Annotated in this window: 26 protein-coding genes; 18 read left to right on the forward strand and 8 right to left on the reverse strand. The window is 65.9% G+C overall.

The genetic code is table 11. The features are described 5' to 3' along the window. Positions 1 to 44: 44 nt before the first annotated feature. Both AC5Y39_RS04270 and AC5Y39_RS04275 read right to left on the reverse strand, forming a co-directional pair. The gene (locus AC5Y39_RS04270; protein WP_500014860.1) at positions 45 to 2,036 is read right to left on the reverse strand and encodes a glycoside hydrolase family 15 protein; all 1,992 of its coding nucleotides are present in this window, start codon (positions 2,034 to 2,036) and stop codon (positions 45 to 47) included. 33 nt (positions 2,037 to 2,069) lie between these two features. After that, a complete protein-coding gene (locus AC5Y39_RS04275) occupies positions 2,070 to 3,314 on the reverse strand; it encodes an FAD-dependent oxidoreductase (protein ID WP_500014858.1) in 1,245 nt (414 codons plus the stop codon). A gap of 53 nt (positions 3,315 to 3,367) precedes the next feature. On the opposite strand from AC5Y39_RS04275, the gene AC5Y39_RS04280 reads away from it, so the two are divergent. The 6 genes from AC5Y39_RS04280 (at position 3,368) to AC5Y39_RS04305 (ending at position 7,720) form a co-directional block, all read left to right on the forward strand. Then, positions 3,368 to 3,550, forward strand: a complete 183-nt coding sequence (locus AC5Y39_RS04280; RefSeq protein ID WP_500014857.1) for a hypothetical protein — start codon at positions 3,368 to 3,370, stop codon at positions 3,548 to 3,550. Positions 3,551 to 3,688: 138 nt separating this feature from the next. Next, on the forward strand, positions 3,689 to 3,781 hold the full coding sequence (locus tag AC5Y39_RS04285) for an Ms4533A family Cys-rich leader peptide (protein WP_499911153.1): 93 nt from the start codon (positions 3,689 to 3,691) through the stop codon (positions 3,779 to 3,781). 112 nt (positions 3,782 to 3,893) lie between these two features. After that, positions 3,894 to 4,931 (forward strand): sulfate ABC transporter substrate-binding protein, encoded by a 1,038-nt coding sequence (locus tag AC5Y39_RS04290; RefSeq protein ID WP_500014855.1) that lies wholly within the window; start codon positions 3,894 to 3,896, stop codon positions 4,929 to 4,931. A gap of 31 nt (positions 4,932 to 4,962) precedes the next feature. Next, complete coding sequence (gene cysT / locus AC5Y39_RS04295) at positions 4,963 to 5,835, forward strand: sulfate ABC transporter permease subunit CysT (RefSeq protein WP_500014853.1); 873 nt, start codon at positions 4,963 to 4,965, stop codon at positions 5,833 to 5,835. Continuing rightward, positions 5,832 to 6,644, forward strand: a complete 813-nt coding sequence (gene cysW, locus AC5Y39_RS04300) for a sulfate ABC transporter permease subunit CysW (protein ID WP_500014851.1) — start codon at positions 5,832 to 5,834, stop codon at positions 6,642 to 6,644. The genes cysT and cysW overlap by 4 nt, the downstream gene beginning before the upstream one ends. Before the next feature lie 20 nt (positions 6,645 to 6,664). Beyond that, positions 6,665 to 7,720, forward strand: a complete 1,056-nt coding sequence (locus AC5Y39_RS04305; protein WP_500014849.1) for a sulfate/molybdate ABC transporter ATP-binding protein — start codon at positions 6,665 to 6,667, stop codon at positions 7,718 to 7,720. Here the strand turns inward: AC5Y39_RS04305 and AC5Y39_RS04310 are convergent. The 4 genes from AC5Y39_RS04310 to AC5Y39_RS04325 form a co-directional block, all read right to left on the reverse strand. Beyond that, a complete protein-coding gene (locus AC5Y39_RS04310; RefSeq protein ID WP_500014847.1) occupies positions 7,717 to 8,427 on the reverse strand; it encodes a sirohydrochlorin chelatase in 711 nt (236 codons plus the stop codon). The two genes, AC5Y39_RS04305 and AC5Y39_RS04310, sit on opposite strands and share 4 nt — an antisense overlap. Continuing rightward, on the reverse strand, positions 8,424 to 9,125 hold the full coding sequence (locus AC5Y39_RS04315; protein WP_500014845.1) for a phosphoadenylyl-sulfate reductase: 702 nt from the start codon (positions 9,123 to 9,125) through the stop codon (positions 8,424 to 8,426). The genes AC5Y39_RS04310 and AC5Y39_RS04315 overlap by 4 nt, the downstream gene beginning before the upstream one ends. Before the next feature lie 92 nt (positions 9,126 to 9,217). After that, a complete protein-coding gene (locus tag AC5Y39_RS04320; protein WP_500014843.1) occupies positions 9,218 to 10,921 on the reverse strand; it encodes a nitrite/sulfite reductase in 1,704 nt (567 codons plus the stop codon). Between the two features lie 123 nt (positions 10,922 to 11,044). After that, positions 11,045 to 11,236 carry an Ms4527A family Cys-rich leader peptide gene (locus AC5Y39_RS04325; RefSeq protein ID WP_500048140.1) on the reverse strand — a complete coding sequence of 64 codons (192 nt, stop codon included), beginning with the start codon at positions 11,234 to 11,236 and terminating at the stop codon, positions 11,045 to 11,047. A gap of 242 nt (positions 11,237 to 11,478) precedes the next feature. Between AC5Y39_RS04325 and AC5Y39_RS04330 the strand changes: the two genes are divergently transcribed. From AC5Y39_RS04330 to hemW, 4 genes are all read left to right on the forward strand, one after another. Continuing rightward, entirely contained in the window at positions 11,479 to 11,763 is a 285-nt protein-coding gene (locus AC5Y39_RS04330) for a hypothetical protein (protein WP_500014840.1), read from the forward strand. A gap of 427 nt (positions 11,764 to 12,190) precedes the next feature. Further along, complete coding sequence (locus tag AC5Y39_RS04335) at positions 12,191 to 12,598, forward strand: hypothetical protein (RefSeq protein WP_500014838.1); 408 nt, start codon at positions 12,191 to 12,193, stop codon at positions 12,596 to 12,598. Between the two features lies 1 nt (position 12,599). Next, the gene (locus AC5Y39_RS04340; protein WP_500014836.1) at positions 12,600 to 12,938 is read left to right on the forward strand and encodes a type VII secretion target; all 339 of its coding nucleotides are present in this window, start codon (positions 12,600 to 12,602) and stop codon (positions 12,936 to 12,938) included. Then, positions 12,935 to 14,062, forward strand: coding sequence for a radical SAM family heme chaperone HemW (gene hemW / locus AC5Y39_RS04345; protein WP_500014834.1), 1,128 nt, complete (start codon positions 12,935 to 12,937; stop codon positions 14,060 to 14,062). Before AC5Y39_RS04340 ends, hemW begins: the two co-directional genes overlap by 4 nt. Here hemW and AC5Y39_RS04350 read toward each other — a convergent pair. Beyond that, positions 14,059 to 14,373, reverse strand: a complete 315-nt coding sequence (locus AC5Y39_RS04350) for a type II toxin-antitoxin system VapB family antitoxin (RefSeq protein ID WP_499911138.1) — start codon at positions 14,371 to 14,373, stop codon at positions 14,059 to 14,061. The two genes, hemW and AC5Y39_RS04350, sit on opposite strands and share 4 nt — an antisense overlap. A gap of 122 nt (positions 14,374 to 14,495) precedes the next feature. Between AC5Y39_RS04350 and hrcA the strand changes: the two genes are divergently transcribed. The 8 genes from hrcA (at position 14,496) to era (ending at position 21,711) form a co-directional block, all read left to right on the forward strand. After that, on the forward strand, positions 14,496 to 15,527 hold the full coding sequence (gene hrcA, locus AC5Y39_RS04355) for a heat-inducible transcriptional repressor HrcA (protein WP_499911137.1): 1,032 nt from the start codon (positions 14,496 to 14,498) through the stop codon (positions 15,525 to 15,527). Between the two features lie 30 nt (positions 15,528 to 15,557). Next, positions 15,558 to 16,697: a molecular chaperone DnaJ gene (gene dnaJ / locus AC5Y39_RS04360; RefSeq protein WP_500014832.1), complete on the forward strand. Its 1,140-nt coding sequence runs from the start codon at positions 15,558 to 15,560 to the stop codon at positions 16,695 to 16,697. A 1-nt stretch (position 16,698) separates the two neighbouring features. Further along, positions 16,699 to 17,442, forward strand: coding sequence for a 16S rRNA (uracil(1498)-N(3))-methyltransferase (locus tag AC5Y39_RS04365; RefSeq protein ID WP_500014830.1), 744 nt, complete (start codon positions 16,699 to 16,701; stop codon positions 17,440 to 17,442). Positions 17,443 to 17,539: 97 nt separating this feature from the next. Next, on the forward strand, positions 17,540 to 18,577 hold the full coding sequence (locus AC5Y39_RS04370; RefSeq protein ID WP_500014828.1) for a PhoH family protein: 1,038 nt from the start codon (positions 17,540 to 17,542) through the stop codon (positions 18,575 to 18,577). Positions 18,578 to 18,608: 31 nt separating this feature from the next. After that, positions 18,609 to 19,145 carry an rRNA maturation RNase YbeY gene (ybeY, locus tag AC5Y39_RS04375; RefSeq protein WP_500014826.1) on the forward strand — a complete coding sequence of 179 codons (537 nt, stop codon included), beginning with the start codon at positions 18,609 to 18,611 and terminating at the stop codon, positions 19,143 to 19,145. Next, complete coding sequence (locus AC5Y39_RS04380) at positions 19,142 to 20,431, forward strand: hemolysin family protein (RefSeq protein WP_500014824.1); 1,290 nt, start codon at positions 19,142 to 19,144, stop codon at positions 20,429 to 20,431. Before ybeY ends, AC5Y39_RS04380 begins: the two co-directional genes overlap by 4 nt. Further along, entirely contained in the window at positions 20,425 to 20,736 is a 312-nt protein-coding gene (locus AC5Y39_RS04385) for a cytidine deaminase-like protein (protein ID WP_500048144.1), read from the forward strand. The genes AC5Y39_RS04380 and AC5Y39_RS04385 overlap by 7 nt, the downstream gene beginning before the upstream one ends. A 72-nt stretch (positions 20,737 to 20,808) precedes the next feature. Beyond that, positions 20,809 to 21,711, forward strand: coding sequence for a GTPase Era (gene era, locus AC5Y39_RS04390; RefSeq protein ID WP_500014820.1), 903 nt, complete (start codon positions 20,809 to 20,811; stop codon positions 21,709 to 21,711). Here era and AC5Y39_RS04395 read toward each other — a convergent pair. Then, positions 21,708 to 22,184: a CAP domain-containing protein gene (locus AC5Y39_RS04395; protein ID WP_500014819.1), complete on the reverse strand. Its 477-nt coding sequence runs from the start codon at positions 22,182 to 22,184 to the stop codon at positions 21,708 to 21,710. The two genes, era and AC5Y39_RS04395, sit on opposite strands and share 4 nt — an antisense overlap. Positions 22,185 to 22,268: the final 84 nt, after the last annotated feature.

Below are 22,268 nucleotides of genomic sequence, written 5' to 3' on the forward strand. Positions count from 1 at the left end.
CGGGCAATTTTGTGCGATTTTGTGTCTGCTCGCAGGAAACGTCGCTACATCGGCGCGTTCGCCGGCTGGAACACACCGGTGCTGTCGGCCTCTTCCTCCGCGCGGATCACATGCACCACGGCGTTGATCAACGCCAGATGGGTGAACGCCTGCGGGAAGTTGCCCAGATGCCGTCCGGTGCGCGGCTCGATCTCCTCGGCGTACAGATGCAGCGGGCTCGCGAAGCTCAGCAGCCGCTCGCAAAGGTGCTTGGCGCGGCTGACCTCGCCGATCTCCACCAGCGCTGACACCAGCCAGAACGAGCAAATGGTGAACGTGCCTTCCTCGCCGGACAGCCCGTCGTCGGTTTCCTCGACCCGGTAGCGCAACACCAGCCCGTCCTGGGTCAGCTCGTCGGCAATCGCCAGCACCGTGTTGCGCACCCGCGGGTCGTCCGGAGGCAGGAACCGGGTCAACACCACCAGCAGCAGCGATGCATCGAGCGCGTCGGAGCCGTAGCGCTGCACCAGCACGCCGCGGGAGTCCACGCCGTTCTTGAGCACGTCGGCCTTGATCTCCTCGGCGATTGCCCGCCACTGCTGGGCGTAGCTCTTTTCACCTTGCAGCTCAGCGAGTTTGGCGCCGCGGTCCAGCGCCACCCAGCACATGACCTTCGACGAGACGAAGTGCTGCGGCTCACCGCGCACCTCCCAGATGCCACGGTCGGGCTCGCGCCAGTGCTTGATCGCCTCTTCCACTTGATTTTTCAGCACCGGCCACAGCGTCTCGGGAATCTGCTCGCGCGATCTGGCGTGCAGGTACACCGAATCGAGCATGGTGCCCCAGATGTCGTGCTGGCGTTGGTTGTACGCGCCGTTGCCTATCCGCACCGGCCGGGCACCGTCGTAGCCGGACAGGTGGTGCAGCTCCTCTTCGACCAGTGTGCGTTCGCCGCCGACCGCATACATCACCTGAAGCGGGTGACGCTCACCGTTGTTCGCGCCGGACACGTCGGCGATGAACGAGAAGAAGTCGTCGGCCTCGCGGTCCAGGCCCAGGGTGTACAGCCCCCACAGCGCGAATGTGGAGTCGCGCACCCACGCGTAGCGATAATCCCAGTTACGTTCGCCCTGAGGCGTTTCCGGCAATGACGTGGTGGGCGCGGCCAGCAGCGCGCCGGTGGGCGAGTACGTCAAGCCCTTCAACGTCAATGCGCTGCGCTGCAAGTAGGACCGCCACGGGTGGTCGGGGAAGTCGCCGATGTTGATCCACTGGCGCCAGCACTCGCTGGTCTTCCACATCTTGTCGGCGGCCTCGTCGTAGGTCTGCGGCGCCGGGTGCTTGGACCACGAGAGCGCGACGAACACGTTGTCGCCCTCCTTGAGCCGCGTGCGGGCCCGCGCTTCGCGGCCCTCCAACCCGATCCGCAGGTTCGTCGTGAGCTTCAACTGCGGGTGCGAATCGGGGTCTCGCCGCCCGCGCGCAATCGCCTCGCCGTAGGCGGGACCGGAGTACTCCCAGGTGGCCCCGATGCGGTGGTAGTCGAACGACGGCTCGCAGTTCATCACCAATTCGACCGTGCCGCTGACGCAACGCACCGTGCGCAGCAGGATGTGTTCGGCGTCCCAGTCCATCGGGGTGCGACGGTGGGTGCGCGAGCGCGCCTCGATGTCATGCCACGGACCCATCACCAGCGCGTCGCGCACGATCAGCCAGCCGGTGTGCGTCTGCCATGTGGTTTCCAGGATCAGGCTGCCGGGCAGATAGCGCCGGGCCGCCGGCACCGAGACGCCGTACGGACCCAGCCGGAAATGGCCGGCCGCGCGGTCCAGGATCGCGCCGAACACGCTGGGAGAGTCGGGCCGGGGCACACACATCCATTCCACCGAGCCGCTGGAGCTGATCAAACAGGTGTTCTCGCAGTCGGACAGGAACGCGTAGTCGGCGATCGGCGGGAACGGGTTGCGCGTCGAACTGCTCTGGATGTAGGGCACCGGGCTGGTGGCAGAAAAGCGTGCCTCGTGTGCGTCTTCAGCCGGCTCGGCGCTCAGAACCATTTGCTCATCATCGGCTCTTTCTGCACTTTTCGTCTACTGAACCGCCGGAGAGCCGCGGCGCGCGAACGCCGGTGCGTGCTCGGGCAGCGGCCCGATGGCGACGCCGTATCCGGCGACCATGCCCAAGGCGGGCGCCTTGCTCATCATCCGCACGGCCAGCGGCGCTTTCGCGGTCGCGGTGTCGTCGGTGATCGTCGTCTCCACCACTTGGGCGTGGATCGCCCGCTGAACCGCCTGAACCAGAACCGTCGGCAGCCAGCGCCGGGCCTGCACCCTCGCCAGTGTCGTCGTATGGACGCGGCCTGTCAGCAGCGGCTCGGCCAGCACCGTCCCGGCGGCCACCGCGTCGGCCACCGCGAGGTTGATGCCCACACCACCGACCGGCGACATCGCATGCGCGGCATCGCCGATCAGCAGCAGGCCGTCGGTGTACCAGCGGTGCAGCCGATTCATCTGCACGTCAAGCAGTTTCACGTCGTCCAGTGAGGCGAGATCGCCGACGCGGTCACCCAGCCAGGGGATCAGCGCACCGACTCGGCCACGCAGTGCGTCGATACCTTCCGCGCGCAGCGCGGCGTCCGAACCCTTCGGGATGACGTAGGCGATCTGGTAGTAGTCGCCCCGGTCGATCACGATGCAGCCGTGGCCGGAGCGGAACACCCCGTTCAGGCCCGGCGGATCGTCGTCGTGCCGAGGCAACCGGAACCACCACACATCCATCGGAGCACCAAAAGCTCTGGGGTGCAGGTTCATTGACGAACGGAGGGTCGATGAGCGGCCATCGCAGGCCACGGTGAGCGCAGCCGCCATCTCCCTGGTGTGGCCGTCGGCGCTGCGGTACCGCACCCCACATACCCGGCCGCTGTGCAGCAGCGGCCCGAGTACCTCGGTGCTTCGCATCAGCGCGAATGTGGGCTCTTCGGCTGCGGCGCTTGCCAATAACTCGAGGAAGTCCCACTGGGGCACTAGCGCGATGTGTTTGTGGCGGCCCGGTAATCGGCGCAACACGATCTCGATCGGCACGTCCTGCAGTTGCATGTGGATGCTGTCAATGAGCCGGTGCGGCATCTGGTTGAAGCGGTCAGCCAGGCCGAGTTCGTCGAGCAGCTGCAGTGTGCTCGCGTGCACAGTGTCGCCGCGGAAGTCACGCAGGAAATCGGCGTGCTTTTCCATCACCACCACCGGCACGCCGGCGCGGGCCAGCAGCAGCCCGAGCACCATGCCCGCGGGGCCACCGCCGGCGATCACACATCCCGCTGACTGCGCGCTGGGCTGCACGCGGCCATCTTGGCATGTTGGCCGGGTGCAGAACCGACGCTTACGCTGAGCTGATGGCCGCTTTCCTCAGCTGGTGGGACGGCGTCGAGCTGTGGCTGTCCGGGCTGGGCTTCGTGCTGCAGACCATCGTCGTGATGCCGGTGGTGCTGGCGCTGGCCTACGGGGTGGCGATACTGCTCGACGGTGCCCTGGGGAAAGGCATCGAACTGCTCCAGCGGATCCGGCAGAGGAACTGAGCGCGATGCCCAAGTCGCGGGTGACATTGGTGCTGGTGATCCTGGTTCTCCTGGTGCTCGTCGCGTGGCTGCTCACCCGGTGACGTAGCTGTCGCGCTCGGTGCGCGCGCAGGTGAGGAACCTGTTAGCATTCGCGCCATGCACGCGACCCGGGGCAGCAAGGAGTGCTACGTGCTTGCACTTATTGCCATCGGTGAATGCGCTGTCGCAGACGTGCACTGTTGTCGATGAGCCCCTGCCCGCTTGCGGTTTGGTGTTAGCGGCCGTCGATCGGCTCACGCCCTGATGCGTCACCTTTCCGCAGCGGACCTTCTCCCTCCGTTCCCGCCTCGAAAGGTCTTCCATGCTGAGCATCACCAAAGCACTTCGATTGCGTCAGGCGGCCGCCCTCGCCGCCACGGCCGCGGTCTTGGCCGCATGCGGCGGCGGGTCCAGTGACGTCGCGGGCGACAAGGGTCCGTCGAATGCGCGCGCGACCCTGACGCTGGTTGCCTACGCCGTGCCCGAGCCGGGCTGGAGCAAGGTGATACCGGCGTTCAACCAAACCGACCAGGGCAAAGACATCGCGATCACCACGAGCTACGGCGCATCCGGCGACCAATCGCGTTCCGTGGTCGATGGCAAGCCTGCGGACATCGTGAACTTCTCGGTCGAGCCCGACATCACCCGACTGGTCAAGGCCAACAAGGTCAACAAGGACTGGAACGCCGACACCACCAAGGGCATCCCGTTCGGCTCGGTGGTCGCGCTGGTGGTGCGTCAGGGCAATCCGAAGAACATCAAGGACTGGGACGACTTGCTGCGGCCCGACATCGAGGTGATCACCCCCAGTCCGCTGAGCTCCGGGTCGGCGAAATGGAACTTGCTGGCCCCCTACGCGGCCAAGAGCAACGGCGGCAGAGACCAACAGGCCGGCATCGATTTCGTGCAGGAACTGGTGAGCAAGCACGTCAAGCTTCGGCCGGGTTCGGGGCGGGAAGCCACTGACGTGTTCCTGCAGGGCAGCGGCGACGTGTTGATCAGTTACGAAAACGAGGCGATCAACATCGAGCGGCAGGGCAAGCCTGTTCAGCACCTGATCCCGCCGCAGACCTTCAAGATCGAGAACCCGGTTGCAGTGGTGAGCACCAGCGCCCATCTCAAGGAGGCCACCGACTTCAAGAACTTCCAGTTCACCAAGGAGGCCCAGCGGCTATGGGCGCAAGCGGGCTTCCGCCCGGTCGACCCTGGAATAGCTCAGGAGTTCACCGCGGATTTCCCGCAGCCGTCGCAGAAGTTGTGGACGATCGCCGAACTGGGCGGATGGAGCAGCGTTGATACGGCGTTGTTCGACAAAGACAACGGCGCGATCACCAAGATCTACAAGCAGGCGACGGGATGAGGTTCAAGAGAGAACCGGAGGGGAATCGCGCATGACGACGGCGATCGACCCCAATCCGGAGGCGGTCCGGCCGGCGGTGTTGGAGCCGGAGCCGGCCGCACCCGGGCTGTTCTCCCGCGGCACGACGTCGCTGCGTGTCGGCGTCGCGACGCTGTGGCTGTCGGTGATCGTTCTACTGCCACTGGCGGCGATCGTGTGGCAGTCGGCCAAGGGCGGATGGCAGGCGTTCGTCACGGCAGTGACGTCGCCGTCGGCGATCGATTCGTTCCGGGTCACGTTGACGGTGTCGGCTGTCGTCACCGTGATCAACGCGTTTTTCGGGATAGTGGTCGCCTGGGTGTTGGTGCGTGACGACTTCCGCGGCAAGCGGCTGGTGGACGCGGTGATCGACCTGCCCTTCGCGTTGCCCACGATTGTGGCCAGCGTCGTGCTGCTCGCGCTGTACGGGCCGAACAGCCCGGTAGACATACATATTCAGCACACCCAATACGGCGTAGGGGTGGCGTTGCTGTTCGTGACGCTGCCGTTCGTCGTGCGGGCAGTCCAGCCGGTGCTGTTGGAGGTCGACCAGGAAGCCGAGCAAGCGGCGGCGTCGCTGGGTGCCAGCAGCTGGACCATCTTCCGTACGATCATCCTTCCGGCGCTGACGCCGGCGCTGTTTTCCGGTGCGGGGCTGGCGTTCTCGCGCGCGATCGGTGAGTTCGGCTCGGTGGTGCTGATCGGCGGCGCGGTGCCGGGAAAGACGGAAGTCTCCTCCCAGTGGATCCGGACGTTGATCGAGAACGACGACCGTACCGGCGCCGCCGCGATTTCGATTGTGCTGCTTGTTATTTCGTTTGTCGTATTGTTCGTTCTGCGGGCGCTCGGCTCGCGGGCGGCAAAGCGCGAGGAGTTGGCGGCATGACTCTGGCGCCTCCGGTGAAGTATCTGCTGCGGTTCGTCGCGCTCGCATACCTCGTCGCGCTGGTGGTCGTGCCAGTCGGCCTGATCCTGTGGCGCTCGTTCTCACCGGGCCTAGGCGAGTTCTTCAGCCAGATCACCACGCCCGCAGCGTTGTCGGCGCTGCAGCTGTCGCTTTTGGTAGTGGCGATCGTGGTGCCGCTCAATGTGCTGTTTGGTATCCCGACGGCGCTGGTGTTGGCGCGCAACAGGTTTCGTGGCAAGGGTGTGCTGCAGGCGATCATCGACCTGCCGTTCGCGGTGTCGCCGGTGGTCGTGGGTGTCGCGCTGATCGTGCTGTGGGGTTCGGCGGGCATATTCGGCTTCGTCGAGCGCGACTTGGGCTTCAAGATCATCTTCGGGCTGCCCGGCATCGTGTTGGCCAGCATCTTCGTCACGTTGCCGTTCGTGATTCGCGAGGTCGAGCCGGTACTACACGAGATCGGCACGGAGCAGGAGGAAGCTGCCGCGACGCTCGGATCCCAATGGTGGCAGACGTTCTGGCGGATCACGCTGCCGTCGATCCGCTGGGGCCTCACCTACGGCGTGGTGCTGACAATTGCCCGTACCCTCGGCGAGTACGGCGCGGTGATCATGGTGTCGTCCAACTTGCCGGGCACGTCGCAGACCCTGACACTGTTGGTATCGGATCGCTACAGCCGCGGCGCGGAATACGGCGCATATGCGATTTCGACGTTGTTGATGACCGTCGCGGTTCTGGTGCTGGTCGTCCAGGTTGTCCTGGACGCCCGGCAAGCGCGGGCGAGAGCTTAGGCCGGGCAAGGAGCGAAAGAATGACCGACGCAATCGTTTTGCGGGATGTGAACAAGCATTATGGCGATTTCGCCGCCCTCGACGACATCAACTTCACCGTGCCGGCGGGTTCGCTGACGGCGCTGTTGGGTCCGAGCGGTTCGGGCAAGTCGACGCTGTTGCGTGCCATCGCCGGGCTGGACCGGCCCGACACCGGCACCATCACGATCAACGGACGTGACGTCACCCACGTCCCGCCGCAACACCGCGGGATCGGCTTCGTGTTCCAGCACTACGCGGCGTTCAAGCACATGACGGTCCGCGACAACGTCGCCTTCGGCCTGAAGATCCGCAAGCGGCCGAAGGCCGAGATCGACAAGAGGGTCGACGAACTTCTGGAGACCGTGGGGCTCAGCGGGTTTCAGAAGCGATACCCCGGTCAGCTGTCGGGCGGTCAGCGGCAGCGTATGGCCCTGGCACGTGCGCTTGCGGTGGATCCGCAAGTGCTTCTGCTCGACGAGCCGTTCGGCGCGTTGGACGCGAAAGTGCGCGAGGATTTGCGGGCGTGGCTGCGTCGGCTGCACGACGAAGTCCACGTCACCACCGTTCTGGTGACGCACGACCAGTCCGAGGCGCTCGACGTCGCCGACCGCATCGCGGTGCTCAACAAAGGCCGCATCGAGCAGGTCGGCTCGCCGACTCATGTCTACGACGAACCCGTGAACGGGTTTGTGATGTCGTTTCTGGGCACTGTGTCTTCACTGAACGGAATCCTGGTGCGCCCCCACGACATTCGCGTGGGCCGCAACCCGGAGATGGCCGTGGCCACCAGCGATGGCACCGCGCAGAGCATCGGTGTGGTGCGCGCGACGATCGACCGAATCGTCTACCTCGGCTTCGAGGTGCGGGTGGAGCTGACGGCCGCATCGAACGGAGCGCCGTTCACCGCACAGATCACCCGCGGCGACGCGGAGGCGCTGGCGTTGAAGGAAGGCGACACGGTGTACGTGCGCGCGACCCGGGTGCCGCAGATCGCGGGAAGCGCCCAGTTGCCGCAGCCCGCCGAGGAGGAATTGGCGCAGGCCCAGAACGCCTAGGCCGCGACGCGGTCAGCTTCGGCCACTGTGGCATCGAAGCGGTCCAGCACTGTGGCGGCCACCAGTCGGTGTGCACCCAGCGGCTCAGCCATCGGGATGCCCCGGGAGGCAGCGTAATTGGCGACACGGTCGGTGATCCGGCCGTGCGCCAGAAACCACGGCGCGATGACCAATCGGCGAGCGCCCATCGCATGCAGTTGCTCAGCGGCATCGTCGAGGGCGGGGTGAGGGCCGGTCGCGAAGGCGGTGACGGCTCCCACCCAGCGGGTGCCCGCCGCGAGGGCCGGAGCGACAGCTGCGGTTCGCGCATTGGCCTGCGGCCGTGAGGATCCGACAGCGACGACGATCACACCTACCTCGCAGTCCCGCCGTGACACCCCGAGTTCGCGCACACGCCGACGCAGGACCTTGACCAGCCGTTGGTCTTCACCCAGCACATCGGCTTGGGATGCACCGGACTCAGCAATCAGCGAAGGGATGTCGACGCGTGCGTGGTACGCGTCCGCCAGCAGGAACGGCGCCACGACTGCGCGGGGCACGTCAGCGACAACGTCGCGCAGGTTGGGCGGCGACTGCTCGCAGAACGCCACGCGTACGTCGACACGACGCCGCTGCCGGCGAATCTCCTCGGCGACGGCATAGGTGTTCGCCGCCGCGCGGGGGTCGGCGCTGCCGTGTGCGGCGAGAACCAGAACCGGTGAACTCATGGAGAGTGCAGACCGCATTCGATCTTGCCCGTGCCTCTCCAGCGACCGCTGCGCGGATCGGAGCCGTCGAGCGGTTTGGCGGTGCACGGCGCGCACCCGATCGACGGATAGCCGTCGAACACCAGCGGATTCACCAGCACGTTGTGCGTTTCGATGTAGTCCTGCATGTCCTGGTCGGTCCACGCCGCCAACGGGTTGACCTTCACCAGCCCGAACGCCTCGTCGAACGTGACCAGCGGCGCGTTCGCGCGCGTCGGCGCCTCGACCCGGCGCAGTCCGGTGACCCATGCCGAGTAGCCGCGCAGCGCCTTGCCCAGCGGAACCACCTTGCGCAGCCGGCAGCACTCGTTGGGATCGCGAGCGAACAGATTCTTGCCCAGAAGCGCGTCCTGCTCGGCGACGGAATGCTCCGGGGTCACGTTGATCACATTGATGTCGTAGGCGTCGCTGACTGCGTCCCGCGTGCCGAGCGTCTCCGCGAAGTGATATCCGGTGTCCAAGAACAACACGTCGACACCTGGACGCACCTTGGCGGCCAGATCGATGAGGACCGCGTCCTGCATGTTGGAGGCGACCACATACTCGGTTCCGAAGGTTTCGTCGGTCCAGCGCAGCAGGTCGATCGCGTCGGCGCCCTCGAGCTCTTTCGCGCCTTGCGCAGCCAGTTCCCGTAGGTCAGTCTCCGTCGTCACACTCATTGGTGCTCTTCTCTCTTCGCGCAAGCGCTCATCGGTGCTCTTCTCTCTTCGCGCAAGCGCTCATCGGTGCTCTTCTCTCTTCGCGCAAGCGCTCATCGCAAATCCGCCTCGTCCGCTCGCATTGCCCATGTCGCGAAACGCTCGCCGTCGGATCTTTGTTTCACGAAGTTGCGCACCACCCGCTCGATGTAGTCTCCGAGCTCGTCGCTGAGCACCTTGTGCTGGCGCAGCTTGCGGCCGAAACCACTGTCCAGGCCGAGGCTTCCGCCGAGATGGACCTGGAATCCCTCGACGGGTCCGTCGCCGTCGTCGACCATCTGTCCCTTGAACCCGATGTCGGCGACCTGAATACGCGCGCACGAGTTCGGGCATCCGTTGATGTTGACGGTGATCGGCACGTCGAGTTGGGCGTTGATGTCCTCGAGCCGCTTCTCGAGATCGGGCACCAATACCTGCGAGCGGCCCTTGGTGTCGGCGAATGACAGCTTGCAGAACTCAATTCCCGTGCACGCCATCAGGTTTCGGCGCCAGTGCGGCGGGTTGGCCGGCAGGCCAAGCGCTTCCAATTGCTCGACGACCGTGGCGACTTGATTGTCGGGCACGTCGAGCAGAATGAGTTTCTGGTACGGGGTGAAGCGCACGCGGTTCGACCCGGCTCGCTCGGCGATGTCGGCGACCTTGGTGAGGATCGTGCCGGACACCCGGCCCGCGATCGGCGCGACACCAATGGCGTTGCGGCCGTTCTTCAGCTTCTGCACGCCGACGTGGTCGACCGGATGCTTGACCGGCTCGGGTGCTGGCCCGTCGATCAGCTTGCGCTTGAGGTACTCGGTCTCCAGAACTTCGCGGAACTTCTCGACACCCCAGTCCTTGATCAAGAACTTCAGCCGCGCCTTGGACCGCAGCCGGCGGTAGCCGTAGTCGCGGAACACCGAGGTGATGCCCTCCCACACGTCGGGCACCTCATCCAGGGGCACCCACGCGCCGAGCCGCTGGGCCAGCATGGGATTGGTCGACAATCCGCCGCCCACCCACACGTCGAGTCCGGGACCATGCTCGGGATGGTTGACGCCGATGAACGCGACGTCGTTGATCTCGTGGGCGACATCTTGCAGACCCGAGATCGCGGTTTTGTACTTGCGCGGCAGGTTCGAAAAGCTGGGGTTGCCGATGTAGCGCCGCACGATCTCGTCGACCGCCCAGCTGGCGTCGAGCACCTCGTCGAGCGATTCCCCGGCCAGCGGTGAACCCAGCACCACGCGAGGGCAATCACCGCAGGCTTCGGTGGTTTGCAGGCCGACCGCATCGAGCCGCCGCCAGATCTCCGGCACGTCTTCAATGCGGATCCAGTGGTACTGCAGGTTTTCCCGGTCGGAGATGTCCGCGGTATCCCGGGCGAATTCGGTGGAGATCTCACCGAGGGTGCGCAGCGCAGCGGAGGACAGTGCGCCCCCGTCGCAGCGGACCCGCATCATGAAGTACTTGGCTTCGAGGAGGTCGGCGTTCTCGTCGCCGGTCCAGGTGCCGTCGTAGCCCTGCTCACGCTGGGTGTACAGACCCATCCAGCGGAACCGGCCCCGTAGGTCGGTCTTGTCGATGCTGTCGAAGCCCGTCTTGGAGTAGATGTTGAGGATCCGGTCACGCACGTTGAGCGCGTCGTCGTCCTTCTTGAATTGCTCGTTGGCATTGAGCGGCTCGCGATAGCCGAGCGCCCATTGGCCTTCGGCGCGCGGCTTGCGTGCCGGTCGGGGCCTGGCCTCTGCCACCGGCTGTTGCTCTTCGCGCAAGCGGCTCATCGATGTCATCTTGGGTGGCTCCTCGTCAGAGCCGGCCTTGGGAAATGCGCGGAATCACCGGGGGGCTGTCCGGCGGCGCAGATCCGGCAGCCAGCTGAAGTTCAGGTTGGCGGGTCTACGACGTCAAGGCAGACAGCAACAGCTACAGACGCGCTTGAAGTCGACATGCCGCCGCGCTACCAACGAAACGTTGAAGTGCAGGCTGGCGACGGTCACGTGGGCCATTCTGCCACGAACGCCGGCGCGACCCCTAACCGGGCCAGATTTGCGATCAGGGTGAGCAAAAGGTGGCATGACATGCGCCGAAGTCGGCATGAGATTGTCGCTGCGGATTGGAGTCCGACCCGGCCCGGACGCATTGTTACGGTCGTTAGGTGGTCTCGTTTGCCGACTTGCGCGCAAACCGTGACAGTCGTACGACCGCAACAAACATGGTGATCTGATTGACCAGGAATCGCCTCGCTGTGCTGTTGAGCCTCGGAGCGCTCATCGGTTTTGCTTGCGCCGGCTACTCCCTGAACGTAACAGGAACGCGTAATCGGGCATGGATTGATTCCATGGTCGCGAGGCGCTGCTACCCGTTGCTGCCTATTCCGGACAACCAGGCGATGGGATGGTTCACCATCGTCTCCTCGAGCGTAGGTCTCGTGTGCATGTGGGGCGCACTGGGCATGGCCATGTGGAAGCGACGGTGGTGGGTAGTGGTTCCACTCCTGCTGTTGTGCGGCGTGCTCACATTGATCGGCTTCTTCTTCGTCAGATTCGGGCAAATCGACGTAACTCATCCGGCCAACGCCCTTGCTCCAGCGGACACCGGTGGTCTGCCGTGCGGAAGCGGATGAGATGAGCGGCACGGAAGCGGCTCGCTGGCTGACCAGGAACCGGCTCGCCGGACTTCTGGGGGTGGTGGCCGTCGCCTGCTTCATCGGCGCCGACCGAGCGCTACGGATATCCGGCGCGAACAACGATGCTTGGGACGCCGAGATGCTCCGGCGAAAATGTCACCCTCCCTGGCCGCCTGTGCCTGACAATCATGCGGTCGGCTGGTTCGCCGTCGTGTTATCTGCGATTTTCCATCTGCGCCTGGGCGGCACTCGGTGTGGCGGCCTGGAAGAGGCGGTGGTGGGTCATTGTGCTCGCCCTGGTGCTTGCTGCTGTTCTGACGGTAGTCGGTCTTTTCTTCCTGACCTTCGGTGCGCTAGAAGCTTCCCAGCCGCGCGACGCGCATTTTCCAGCTGACTCGTCAGGGGTCCCCTGCAGGAGCGCGTGGTGAGCCAGCTGACCCTTATTCGGCTGGCCGCACTATCGGCTTGCGTTGCCATCGCTAATGGCGCTGGCGCCTTGTTGTCGCTCGAGGTCTCCGGGAAGCGAGATCAGGCCTGGGAAGATGCCATGCGGGCCAGGCATTGCATCCCACTACTGCCACCGCCCGACAACCACGTAATGGGCTGGTTCACGGTCGTACTGTCCGGACTTTTCATCCTGCGCGTGTGGTGTTCGCTCGCGCTGGCGGTGTGGAGGAGACGATGGTGGCTGGTTGTGCCTGCGATTCTGCTCGCCGGCATGCTGACCGTCATGGGGTTGTTGATTGGAGGTTTTGGCGCGATGGACGCAAGCCAACCTCCCGGTGCTCGGCTTCCAGCCACCGCCACGAATTTCCCATGCGAAGGCGGATGACATGAGCGGCGACGAAATACGAATCGCGCCCGAGCAGGTCGCGTCTGCGGGTTCGACAGTCGCCGCCGAAGCGAATGAGGCCCGAACAGCCATTGCATCCTTATTCGATTCGGCAGAAGCGGCCGCCGCCGGCAACCGCGGCTTCGCGACGGGACCCAAACTTGTCGCCTTCAACGACGATTTGCGCGCTCGTTTCACATCGACCGTCGACGAGCTGGAAGGGACCGGCAACAAAATCGTCGCCGCCGCCCAGGCCCACCAAGCCACCGAGGTCGACAACGCGGAAGGCATCAGCCGCATCGCCACTGCCTTGAATGGGCTCGGCAGACTGGGAGCATGACGGGTCGGCCGTTCGGCATCTACATCCACGTGCCGTTCTGCGCCACGCGCTGCGGTTACTGCGACTTCAACACGTACACGCCCGCCGAGCTGGGCGGCGCCAACCCCGACGCGTGGCTGCACGCGCTGCGCACCGAACTGCGACTCGCCGCGGAAAAACTCGGCCCGCGCACCGTCGACACGGTGTTCGTCGGCGGCGGCACCCCGTCGCTGCTCGGAGCCGAGCGCCTCACTGCCGTCCTAGCGGCGGTCCGCGACAATTTCCGCCTCGCGACCGACGCCGAGGTGACCACCGAAGCGAACCCCGAGTCGACCTGCCCCCAGCTGTTCGACGCGCTGCTGGCCGCCGGTTACACACGAGTTTCTCTTGGCATGCAATCCACTGCGCCGCACGTGCTTGCAGTGCTGGACCGTACCCACTCACCCGGACGGGCTGTAGCCGCCGCACGCGAGGCGCGGGCCGCCGGCTTCGAGCACGTCAGCATCGACCTCATCTACGGCACGCCGGGGGAGAGCGACGACGACCTGTTGCGCTCGGTGGAGGCCGCCGTCGAATCGCATATCGACCATGTCTCGGCCTACGCGCTCGTCGTCGAGGACGGCACCGCGCTGGCCCGCCGCGTCCGTCGCGGCGAGATCCCCGCCCCCGACGACGACGTGCTCGCCCACCGCTACGAGCTGATCGACAAGCGGCTTTCCGACGCGGGCTTCGACTGGTACGAGGTTTCGAACTGGTCGCGCCCCGGCGGCGAATGCCGGCACAACCTCGGCTACTGGAACGGCGGTGAATGGTGGGGCGCGGGTCCCGGCGCGCACGGGTACGTCGGCTCGACGCGATGGTGGAACATCAAGCACCCCAACGCATACGCGCAAGCCCTGGCCGAGAACGCTTTGCCCATTGCAGGTTCCGAGCAGCTGGACTCCCGCGACGCGCACACCGAAGCCGTCATGCTCTCCATCCGGTTACGCAGGGGACTTCCCCTCGCGGTGCTCGACGACGGGGAGAGACAGCGAGCGCGGACGGCCGTCGGCGACGGGCTTGTGGTCCAAGAAGCTGACAGGCTGGTGCTCACCGACCGCGGCCGCCTGCTCGCCGACGCAGTGGTCCGCACCCTGCTTGTCTAGGCCTGCTGAGGCCGCACCTCATCCATGTCCAGCAGCCGCGCATGCAGCACCACGCGGTTGCGCAGCGCGGCCCGCACGGCCCGATGCAGCCCGTCCTCCAGGTAGACCACGCCCTTCCACTTGACGGCATGCGGGAAGAGGTCGCCGTAGAACGTCGAGTCCTCAGACAGCAGCCGGTCCAAGGCGAGCACCGTCGTCGTCGTGACCAACTCGTCGAGGCGGATCTGACGCGGCGGAATCTGTGCCCAATCGCGGTAGGACAAACCGTGATCCGGATAGGGCTTGCCGTCGCGGACGCCCTTAAAGATCATCCGCCATCACCATGAAGGGACAGGGTAGTCGCCCGCACTGTGAGCATCAGGCGCGACCAACGCTCGGCGCGAGTCGGCGCAGTTGAGCACCGTAAACTGAATGCCGCGGGAGGTGTAGAGCGATGGGAAATGCCGAAGATCGTCGTTTCGAAGTTCTGCGCGCCATCGTCGCCGACTTCGTCGCCACCAAGGAGCCGATCGGCTCCAAGACGCTCGTCGAGCGACACAATCTGGGCGTATCGAGCGCAACCGTCCGCAACGACATGGCCGTGCTGGAGGCCGAGGGCTACATCACCCAGCCGCACACCAGCTCGGGGCGCATTCCGACCGAGAAGGGCTACCGCGAGTTCGTCGATCGGCTCGATGACGTCAAGCCGCTGTCCGCCGCAGAGCGCCGCGCGATCCAAAGCTTCCTCGAGTCAGGCGTGGACCTCGACGACGTGCTGCGCCGCGCGGTCAGGCTGCTGGCCCAGCTGACCCGGCAGGTGGCCGTCGTCCAGTACCCGACGCTGTCCGCATCGACCGTGCGCCACGTCGAGGTGGTCGCGCTGACGCCGGCACGACTGCTGTTGGTGGTGATCACCGACTCCGGCCGTGTCGACCAGCGCATCGTCGAGCTCGGCGACGTCATCGACGAACACCAGCTCTCGCAGCTGCGCGAGCTGCTGGGCCAGGCGCTGGACGGCAAGCGGCTGTCGGCGGCCTCGGCGGCCGTCGCAGACCTGGCTTCGGAGCTCGGCGGACGCGGCACGCTCGGTGACGCGGTCGGCCGATCTGCGACAGTGCTGCTGGAATCGCTGGTCGAACACGCCGAGGACCGCCTGGTGCTCGGTGGCACTGCCAACCTGACCCGCAACACCGCAGATTTCGGCGGCTCGCTGCGGCCCATCCTCGAGGCTCTCGAGGAGCAGGTGGTGGTCCTACGGCTGCTTCAGGCACAGCAGGAAGCAGGCAAGGTGACGGTTCGCATCGGCCATGAAACAGAGGTCGAGGAAATGGCGTCGACCTCGGTGGTCACCACCACCTATGGCGCCGACGGCAACATCTATGGCGGCATGGGGGTGTTAGGACCCACGCGAATGGACTATCCGGGAACTATCGCTAGTGTCGCTGCGGTTGCCATGTATATCGGCGAGGTTTTGAGTCGCAGGTAGGACCCTGCGGCAGAGAGGGCTACAACAGCCGTGGCACGGGACTATTACGGGCTGCTCGGGGTGAGCAGGAACGCCAGTGACGCGGAGATCAAACGCGCCTACCGGCGGCTGGCCCGCGAACTTCATCCTGACGTCAACCCGGACGAGAACGCGCAGGCGAAGTTCAAGGAGATCAGCGTCGCCTACGAGGTGCTCAGCGACCCGGAGAAGCGCCGCATCGTCGACCTCGGTGGCGACCCGATGGAAAACGCCGCCAGCAGCAACGGCTTCACCACCGGTTTCGGCGGCCTGGGCGACGTGTTCGAGGCCTTCTTCGGCGGCGGGACCACCTCGCGAGGACCGATCGGTCGGGTGCGGCCTGGCGCCGACTCCCTGCTGCGCATGCGGCTGGATCTCGAGGAATGCGCCACAGGCGTGACCAAGCAGGTGACCGTCGACACCGCGGTGCTGTGCGACAAGTGCCACGGCAAGGGCACCAACGACGGGTCTGCGCCGGTGCGCTGCGACACCTGCGGTGGCCGCGGCGAGGTACAGAGCGTGCAACGGTCGCTGCTCGGCCAAGTGATGACGTCACGGCCGTGCCCCACTTGCCGCGGGGTCGGCGAAGTGATCCTCGACCCCTGCTACCGCTGCGGCGGCGACGGCCGGGTGCGCGCGCGTCGCGACATCAGCGTGAAGATTCCTGCCGGTGTCGGCAACGGCATGCGGGTTCGGCTGGCCGCTCAGGGTGAAGTGGGCCCGGGCGGGGGTCCTGCCGGCGACCTCTACGTCGAGGTCCACGAACAGCCGCACGAGGTCTTTCTGCGCGACGGCGACGATCTGCACTGCACCGTTTCGGTGCCGATGGTCGACGCCGCGCTTGGCACCGACGTGACCATCGACGCGATCCTCGACGGTCCAACGGCGATCACGATTCCGCCAGGGACACAACCGGGATCGGTAGTCACCATGCGCGGCCTCGGTATGCCGCACCTGCGCACCGGCGCGCGAGGTGACTTGCATGTCCATGTCGAGGTCACAGTGCCTACCCGGCTCGACCACCGCGACGCGGAGCTGCTGCGCCAGCTCAAGAAGCACCGCCGCAGCGACATCGCGGAGGTGAAGGCGACCAGCGCCGCGGCTAGTGGCGGCCTGTTCAGCCGTCTTCGCGAGACGTTCACCGGTCGCTGATTTGACGGACGCGCTCTTCTACGTCGACGCGCTGCCCGACGAGGGCGCTGTCGCGACGGTCGCGGGCGACGAAGGATTTCACGCCGCGACGGTCCGCCGGATCCGGCCGGGCGAACAGCTGCTCCTCGGCGACGGGGCCGGTGAGCTGGCCCGATGCGAGGTCTGCGACGTCGACCGGCGCGCGCTGCGTGCCCGGGTGCTGAGCCGGTGGAGCGTCGAGCCGGTGTCGCCCCCGGTGACTGTGGTGCAGGCAGTGCCGAAGTCCGAGCGCTCGGAGTTGGCCATCGAATCGGCCACCGAGGCGGGCGCTGATGCGTTCGTCGCCTGGCAGGCCACCCGGTGTGTGGCGCGCTGGGATTCCGGACGAGCTGACAAGGGCTTGCGCCGGTGGCGGGCAGTGGCCCGGGCGGCTGCGCGCCAGTCGCGGCGGCCGTACATCCCGCCGGTCGACGGACCGGTGTCCACCGCCGAACTGGCCGGCCGCATCGGCGCCGCGACTGTGCTCGTGTTGCATGAGTCGGCCGCGGAGACGTTGTCGGAAAAGCATGTCGCGCAAGCGGATTCGGTTGTGTTGGTGGTCGGCCCGGAAGGCGGGATCACCGACGCGGAGCTCGACGCGTTGACGGCCGCCAGCGGGGTTGCGGTCCGGCTGGGCCCGACGATCCTGCGCACATCGACCGCCGCTGCGGTCGCGTTGGGCGCGCTGGGCGTCCTGACGCCGCGGTGGGGCGGAAGTGGTACGTGAGGTGCGCTTGCCCGCGATCGTTCTCTGGGCGGACATCTGTCGCGGCGGTAGACTGGCGGATCATCGTCCATGACCGAAAGCAGGCTCTGGTAACCACGTGACGCCCCGCGAGACAAGCGCTGCCCCGACCGTTCGAAGCAGCATCGATGTTCCGCCCGATCTGATCGTGGGCCTGCTGGGCTCCGCCGACGAGAATCTGCGTGCGATGGAACGGCTGCTTTCCGCTGAGTTGCACGCTCGCGGCAACACGGTGTCGCTGTCGGGATCGCCTGCGGATGTCGCACTGGCTGAACGCGTGGTCACCGAGCTGATCGTTCTGGTGGCCGGCGGTCAGGTACTGACGCCGGATGTGGTGCGCCAGAGCATCACAATGCTGACCGGCGACTCGAACGAGTCGCCCGCCGAAGTGCTGAGCCTCGACGTCTTGTCCAGGGGCGGCAAGACAATTCGGCCGAAGACGCTCAACCAGAAGCGCTACGTCGACGCGATCGATGCCAACACGGTCGTGTTCGGCATCGGTCCGGCCGGCACCGGCAAGACTTACCTCGCGATGGCCAAGGCGGTCAACGCATTACAGACCAAGCAGGTCAGCCGGATCATCCTGACCCGCCCGGCGGTGGAAGCCGGTGAGCGCCTTGGCTTTTTGCCCGGTACGCTCTCGGAGAAGATCGACCCGTATCTGCGGCCGCTGTACGACGCGCTGCACGACATGATGGATCCCGAAGTCATCGGAAAGCTCATGAGCGCCGGGGTGATCGAGGTGGCGCCGCTCGGGTATATGCGGGGACGGACGCTCAACTCGGCGTTCATCATTCTCGACGAGGCGCAGAACACTACCCCCGAGCAGATGAAGATGTTTCTGACTCGTCTTGGCTTCGGCTCGAAAGTCGTTGTCACAGGCGATGTTACGCAGGTCGACCTGCCCGGCGGCGCCACGTCCGGGCTGCGAGCGGCGGTCGAGATCTTGGACGGCATCGACGACATCGCGGTGTCGGAACTGACGAGTGCCGACGTTGTGCGCCACAAACTGGTCACCGAGATCGTCGATGCCTATGCGCGGGCCGAGAGCTCGTCCTTGTCGATGAACCGCGCGCAGCGCCGCGCGGCCGGTGCGCGTGCCCACCGGACGCACTGATGAGCGCTTGCGCGAAGAAGAGACGGCACTGATGTCGATCGAAGTAGCCAACGAGTCGGGCCTCGACGTCTCCGAGGCTGAACTGATCAGCGTCGCCCGCTTCGTGATCGAGCGCATGAACGTCAATCCGGCCGCGGAGTTGTCGATGGTGCTGCTTGATCCGAACTCGATGGCCGACCTGCACATGCGGTGGATGGACCTGCCCGGGCCCACCGACGTGATGAGCTTTCCGATGGACGAACTGGAGCCTGGCGGCCGCCCTGACGCGCCGGAGCCGGGTCCGGCCATGCTGGGCGACATCGTGTTGTGTCCGGAATTCGCGGCCGAACAGGCGGCCGCAGCAGGACATTCGCTGGGGCACGAGCTCGCGTTGCTGACCATCCACGGGGTGCTGCATCTGCTCGGCTTCGACCATGCCGAGCCGGAGGAAGAGAAGGAAATGTTCGCCCTGCAGCGCGACCTGCTCGAGGAGTGGGTGGCCGAGCAGGTGCAGGCGTACCAGACGGATCGCCAGACCGAAAAGGACCGTCGGCTGCTGGACAAGTCCCGGTACTTCGACCAACCGTGAGCGGTCTGGGCGCGCTGCTGGGCGCGATCGTCCTGATCGCATTCGGCGGGCTGTTTGCGGCCATCGACGCCGCACTGAGCACCGTGTCGATGGCTCGGGTGGAGGAACTCGTCCGCGACGAGCGACCCGGCGCGGTGCGGCTGGCGCGGGTGATGAACGAGCGGCCCCGCTACATCAATCTCATTGTGCTGCTGCGGATCGCCTGTGAAGCGGCAGCGACGGTGTTGCTGGTGGCGTTCCTCTGGGACGACCTCGGGATGAAGTGGGGCCTGGTCGTCGCCGCGTCGCTGATGGTGGTGATCAGCTTTGTGGCCATTGGGGTGGCGCCGCGCACTCTCGGCCGCCAGCACGCGTATTTGATCGCGCTGGCGTCGGCCCTTCCGCTGCAAGCGATCTCGGTGCTGCTGACCCCGATCAGTAGGCTGCTGGTGCTGATCGGCAACGCGCTGACACCGGGCCGCGGCTTTCGCAACGGCCCGTTCGCGTCCGAGATCGAGTTGCGCGAAGTCGTCGACCTGGCGCAGCAGCGCGGCGTGGTGGCCGACGACGAGCGGCGGATGATCCAGTCGGTGTTCGAACTCGGCGACACCCCGGCACGCGAAGTGATGGTGCCCCGCACCGAGATGGTGTGGATCGAAAGCGACAAGAACGCCGGCCAGGCCACATCCCTGGCAGTGCGCAGCGGCCACTCCCGCATTCCGGTGATCGGCGAGAACGTCGACGACGTGGTCGGCGTCGTCTACCTCAAAGACCTTGTGCAGCAGACGTATTACTCGACGACGGGCGGACGCGACACCAAAGTCACGGAGGTGATGCGGCCCGCGGTGTTCATGCCCGACTCCAAACCGCTCGATGCGCTGCTGCGTGAGATGCAGCGCACCCGCAACCACATGGCGCTGCTGGTCGACGAATACGGCGCGATCGCCGGACTGGTGACCATTGAAGACGTGCTGGAGGAGATCGTCGGCGAGATCGCCGACGAATACGACACCGACGAAGTGGCGCCGGTCGAAGATCTGGGCGACAAGAACTTCCGGGTATCCGCCCGCTTGCCGATCGAAGACCTCGGCGAACTCTACGGAATCGAATTCGAAGAGGATCTGGACGTCGACACGGTCGGCGGCCTGGTGGCGCTCGAACTCGGCAGGGTGCCGCTGCCCGGCGCTGAAGTGACGTCGCACGGGCTGCGCCTGCGAGCCGAGGGTGGCCACGACCATCGCGGCCGCGTGCGAATCAGTACTGTTCTGGTCAGCCCGGACAAGCGGGAGGAGAACGACCAATCGTGACCGACGAGGACTCGAAGCTGGTGGTGCTTGCGCGGGCTGCGATGGCGCGCGCAGACGCGGGCAGCGGTGCGGCCGTGCGGGACGTCGACGGCCGCACCTACGCTGCTGCGCCCGTGGACCTGTCTGCACTGAGCCTCACCGCGCTGCAGGCGGCCGTCGCAGCGGCGGTATCCAGCGGAGCCGTGGGGTTCGAGGCCGCAGTGCTGGTGGGCGGGGACGCCGACGACCCGGGCATCAAGGCCGTGCGAGAACTCTCGGCCGACGCGGCGATCATCGTCACCGACCGAGCCGGAAATCCGGTGTAGCGCCGAACGTGAACCCAACGCGAAATTCCGGTGCATTTTCCGCCCTGTGCTCACGCTCGGTGAGGGGCCTTGATGGCTGAATTCCGTTCCGGCTTCGTTTGTTTCGTCGGGCGGCCGAACACCGGCAAATCGACGCTGATGAACCGGCTGGTCGGCGCAAAGGTGGCGATCACGTCATCACGCCCGCAGACCACCCGCCACACGATCCGCGGCATCGTGCACCGCGACGATTTCCAGATCGTCATCGTCGACACCCCGGGTCTGCACCGCCCGCGCACGTTGCTGGGCAAGCGGCTCAACGACCTGGTGCGAAACACCTACAGCGAGGTCGACGTCATCGGCCTGTGCATCCCCGCCGACGAGGCGATCGGGCCGGGCGACCGGTGGATCTTCGAGCAGATCCGGACGATGGCGCCGCACACCACGCTGATCGTCGTCGTCACCAAGATCGACAAAGTCACCAAGGGCCAAGTGGCCCAGCAACTCGCGGCCGTCGCCGAGTTCGCCGGCGACGCTGCCGCGGACATCGTGCCGGTGTCGGCAACCCGCGGCGACCAGATCGACGAGTTGATCGACGTGCTCGCGGCCAAGCTGCCCCCCGGCCCGGCGTACTACCCCGACGGCGAACTCACCGACGAGCCCGAAGAGGTGTTGATGGCCGAACTGATCCGGGAAGCCGCGCTCGAGGGCCTAGGCGACGAGCTGCCGCACTCGCTGGCCGTGGTGATCGACGAGGTGAATCGACGACCAGATCGTGACGATCTGATCGACGTGCACGCGATCCTCTACGTCGAACGCGACAGCCAAAAAGGCATCGTCATCGGCAAGGGCGGCACGCGGTTGCGTGAGGTCGGCACCGCGGCACGCATGCAGATCGAGAAGCTGCTGGGGACCAAGGTGTATCTGGATCTGCGGGTGAAGGTCGCCAAGAACTGGCAGCGCGATCCGAAACAGCTTCACAAGCTTGGCTTTTAGCTTCCCGCGAAGTCGACGACGGCAACCATCTTGGCGCCGTTCGACGCCGTTGCGAACCCGCCCGCGTTGTACGCGCAATCGGTGATGATCGCCCGGTGCGGCGGGCTGTTCATCCATGCGTCCAGCGCCGCCGCGACTGTGGCCAAAGCGCCTGTGCCCCAATAGACGATCTCACCGGTGCGCGTGGCCTGGGAGTAGCCCGCTTCGGCGATCCTGCTCTGCGGTGTCGAACCGTCCGAACCGGCATGGCCGTCGATTCCGGTCCGCAGCATGTCGTCGGCATGGCGCTGCGCGGCGGCGGTCAACCGGACATCGGTGCGCATCGTCGGGCATGCCGGCCGCTGGCCTTTGACGCCGTTGTACATGGCGGTGCCGAAGTCGTCTGCGACAGCGGGCGATTTGGCTAGACCACCGAAAATGACTAGCGCAGCACAGACCCAGCTGACCTCGGCGACCGTGCGCTTCATCGTCATGCTGCCTCGCAAACGGCTCGCTGCACTGCTCTAGCAAACCAGAATGCTAACCATGGGGCGATCGCGTTAAGGCGGGAATGCCTG

The organism is Mycobacterium sp. NGS39 (assembly GCF_059812765.1).

Coding starts and splice junctions, on each gene's coding strand:
- hrcA (WP_499911137.1), top strand. CDS start 14,496: ATGGGAAATGCCGAAGATCGTCGTTTCGAAGTTCTGCGCGCCATCGTC.
- AC5Y39_RS04340 (WP_500014836.1), top strand. CDS start 12,600: ATGAGCGGCGACGAAATACGAATCGCGCCCGAGCAGGTCGCGTCTGCG.
- AC5Y39_RS04310 (WP_500014847.1), bottom strand. CDS start 8,427: ATGAGTTCACCGGTTCTGGTTCTCGCCGCACACGGCAGCGCCGACCCC.
- era (WP_500014820.1), top strand. CDS start 20,809: ATGGCTGAATTCCGTTCCGGCTTCGTTTGTTTCGTCGGGCGGCCGAAC.
- AC5Y39_RS04325 (WP_500048140.1), bottom strand. CDS start 11,236: ATGCCGACTTCGGCGCATGTCATGCCACCTTTTGCTCACCCTGATCGC.
- AC5Y39_RS04330 (WP_500014840.1), top strand. CDS start 11,479: ATGGTCGCGAGGCGCTGCTACCCGTTGCTGCCTATTCCGGACAACCAG.
- AC5Y39_RS04350 (WP_499911138.1), bottom strand. CDS start 14,373: ATGATCTTTAAGGGCGTCCGCGACGGCAAGCCCTATCCGGATCACGGT.
- hemW (WP_500014834.1), top strand. CDS start 12,935: ATGACGGGTCGGCCGTTCGGCATCTACATCCACGTGCCGTTCTGCGCC.
- ybeY (WP_500014826.1), top strand. CDS start 18,609: ATGTCGATCGAAGTAGCCAACGAGTCGGGCCTCGACGTCTCCGAGGCT.
- cysW (WP_500014851.1), top strand. CDS start 5,832: ATGACTCTGGCGCCTCCGGTGAAGTATCTGCTGCGGTTCGTCGCGCTC.
- AC5Y39_RS04280 (WP_500014857.1), top strand. CDS start 3,368: ATGGCCGCTTTCCTCAGCTGGTGGGACGGCGTCGAGCTGTGGCTGTCC.
- AC5Y39_RS04315 (WP_500014845.1), bottom strand. CDS start 9,125: ATGAGTGTGACGACGGAGACTGACCTACGGGAACTGGCTGCGCAAGGC.
- AC5Y39_RS04290 (WP_500014855.1), top strand. CDS start 3,894: ATGCTGAGCATCACCAAAGCACTTCGATTGCGTCAGGCGGCCGCCCTC.
- AC5Y39_RS04270 (WP_500014860.1), bottom strand. CDS start 2,036: ATGGTTCTGAGCGCCGAGCCGGCTGAAGACGCACACGAGGCACGCTTT.
- AC5Y39_RS04395 (WP_500014819.1), bottom strand. CDS start 22,184: ATGACGATGAAGCGCACGGTCGCCGAGGTCAGCTGGGTCTGTGCTGCG.
- cysT (WP_500014853.1), top strand. CDS start 4,963: ATGACGACGGCGATCGACCCCAATCCGGAGGCGGTCCGGCCGGCGGTG.
- AC5Y39_RS04320 (WP_500014843.1), bottom strand. CDS start 10,921: ATGAGCCGCTTGCGCGAAGAGCAACAGCCGGTGGCAGAGGCCAGGCCC.
- AC5Y39_RS04285 (WP_499911153.1), top strand. CDS start 3,689: ATGCACGCGACCCGGGGCAGCAAGGAGTGCTACGTGCTTGCACTTATT.
- AC5Y39_RS04305 (WP_500014849.1), top strand. CDS start 6,665: ATGACCGACGCAATCGTTTTGCGGGATGTGAACAAGCATTATGGCGAT.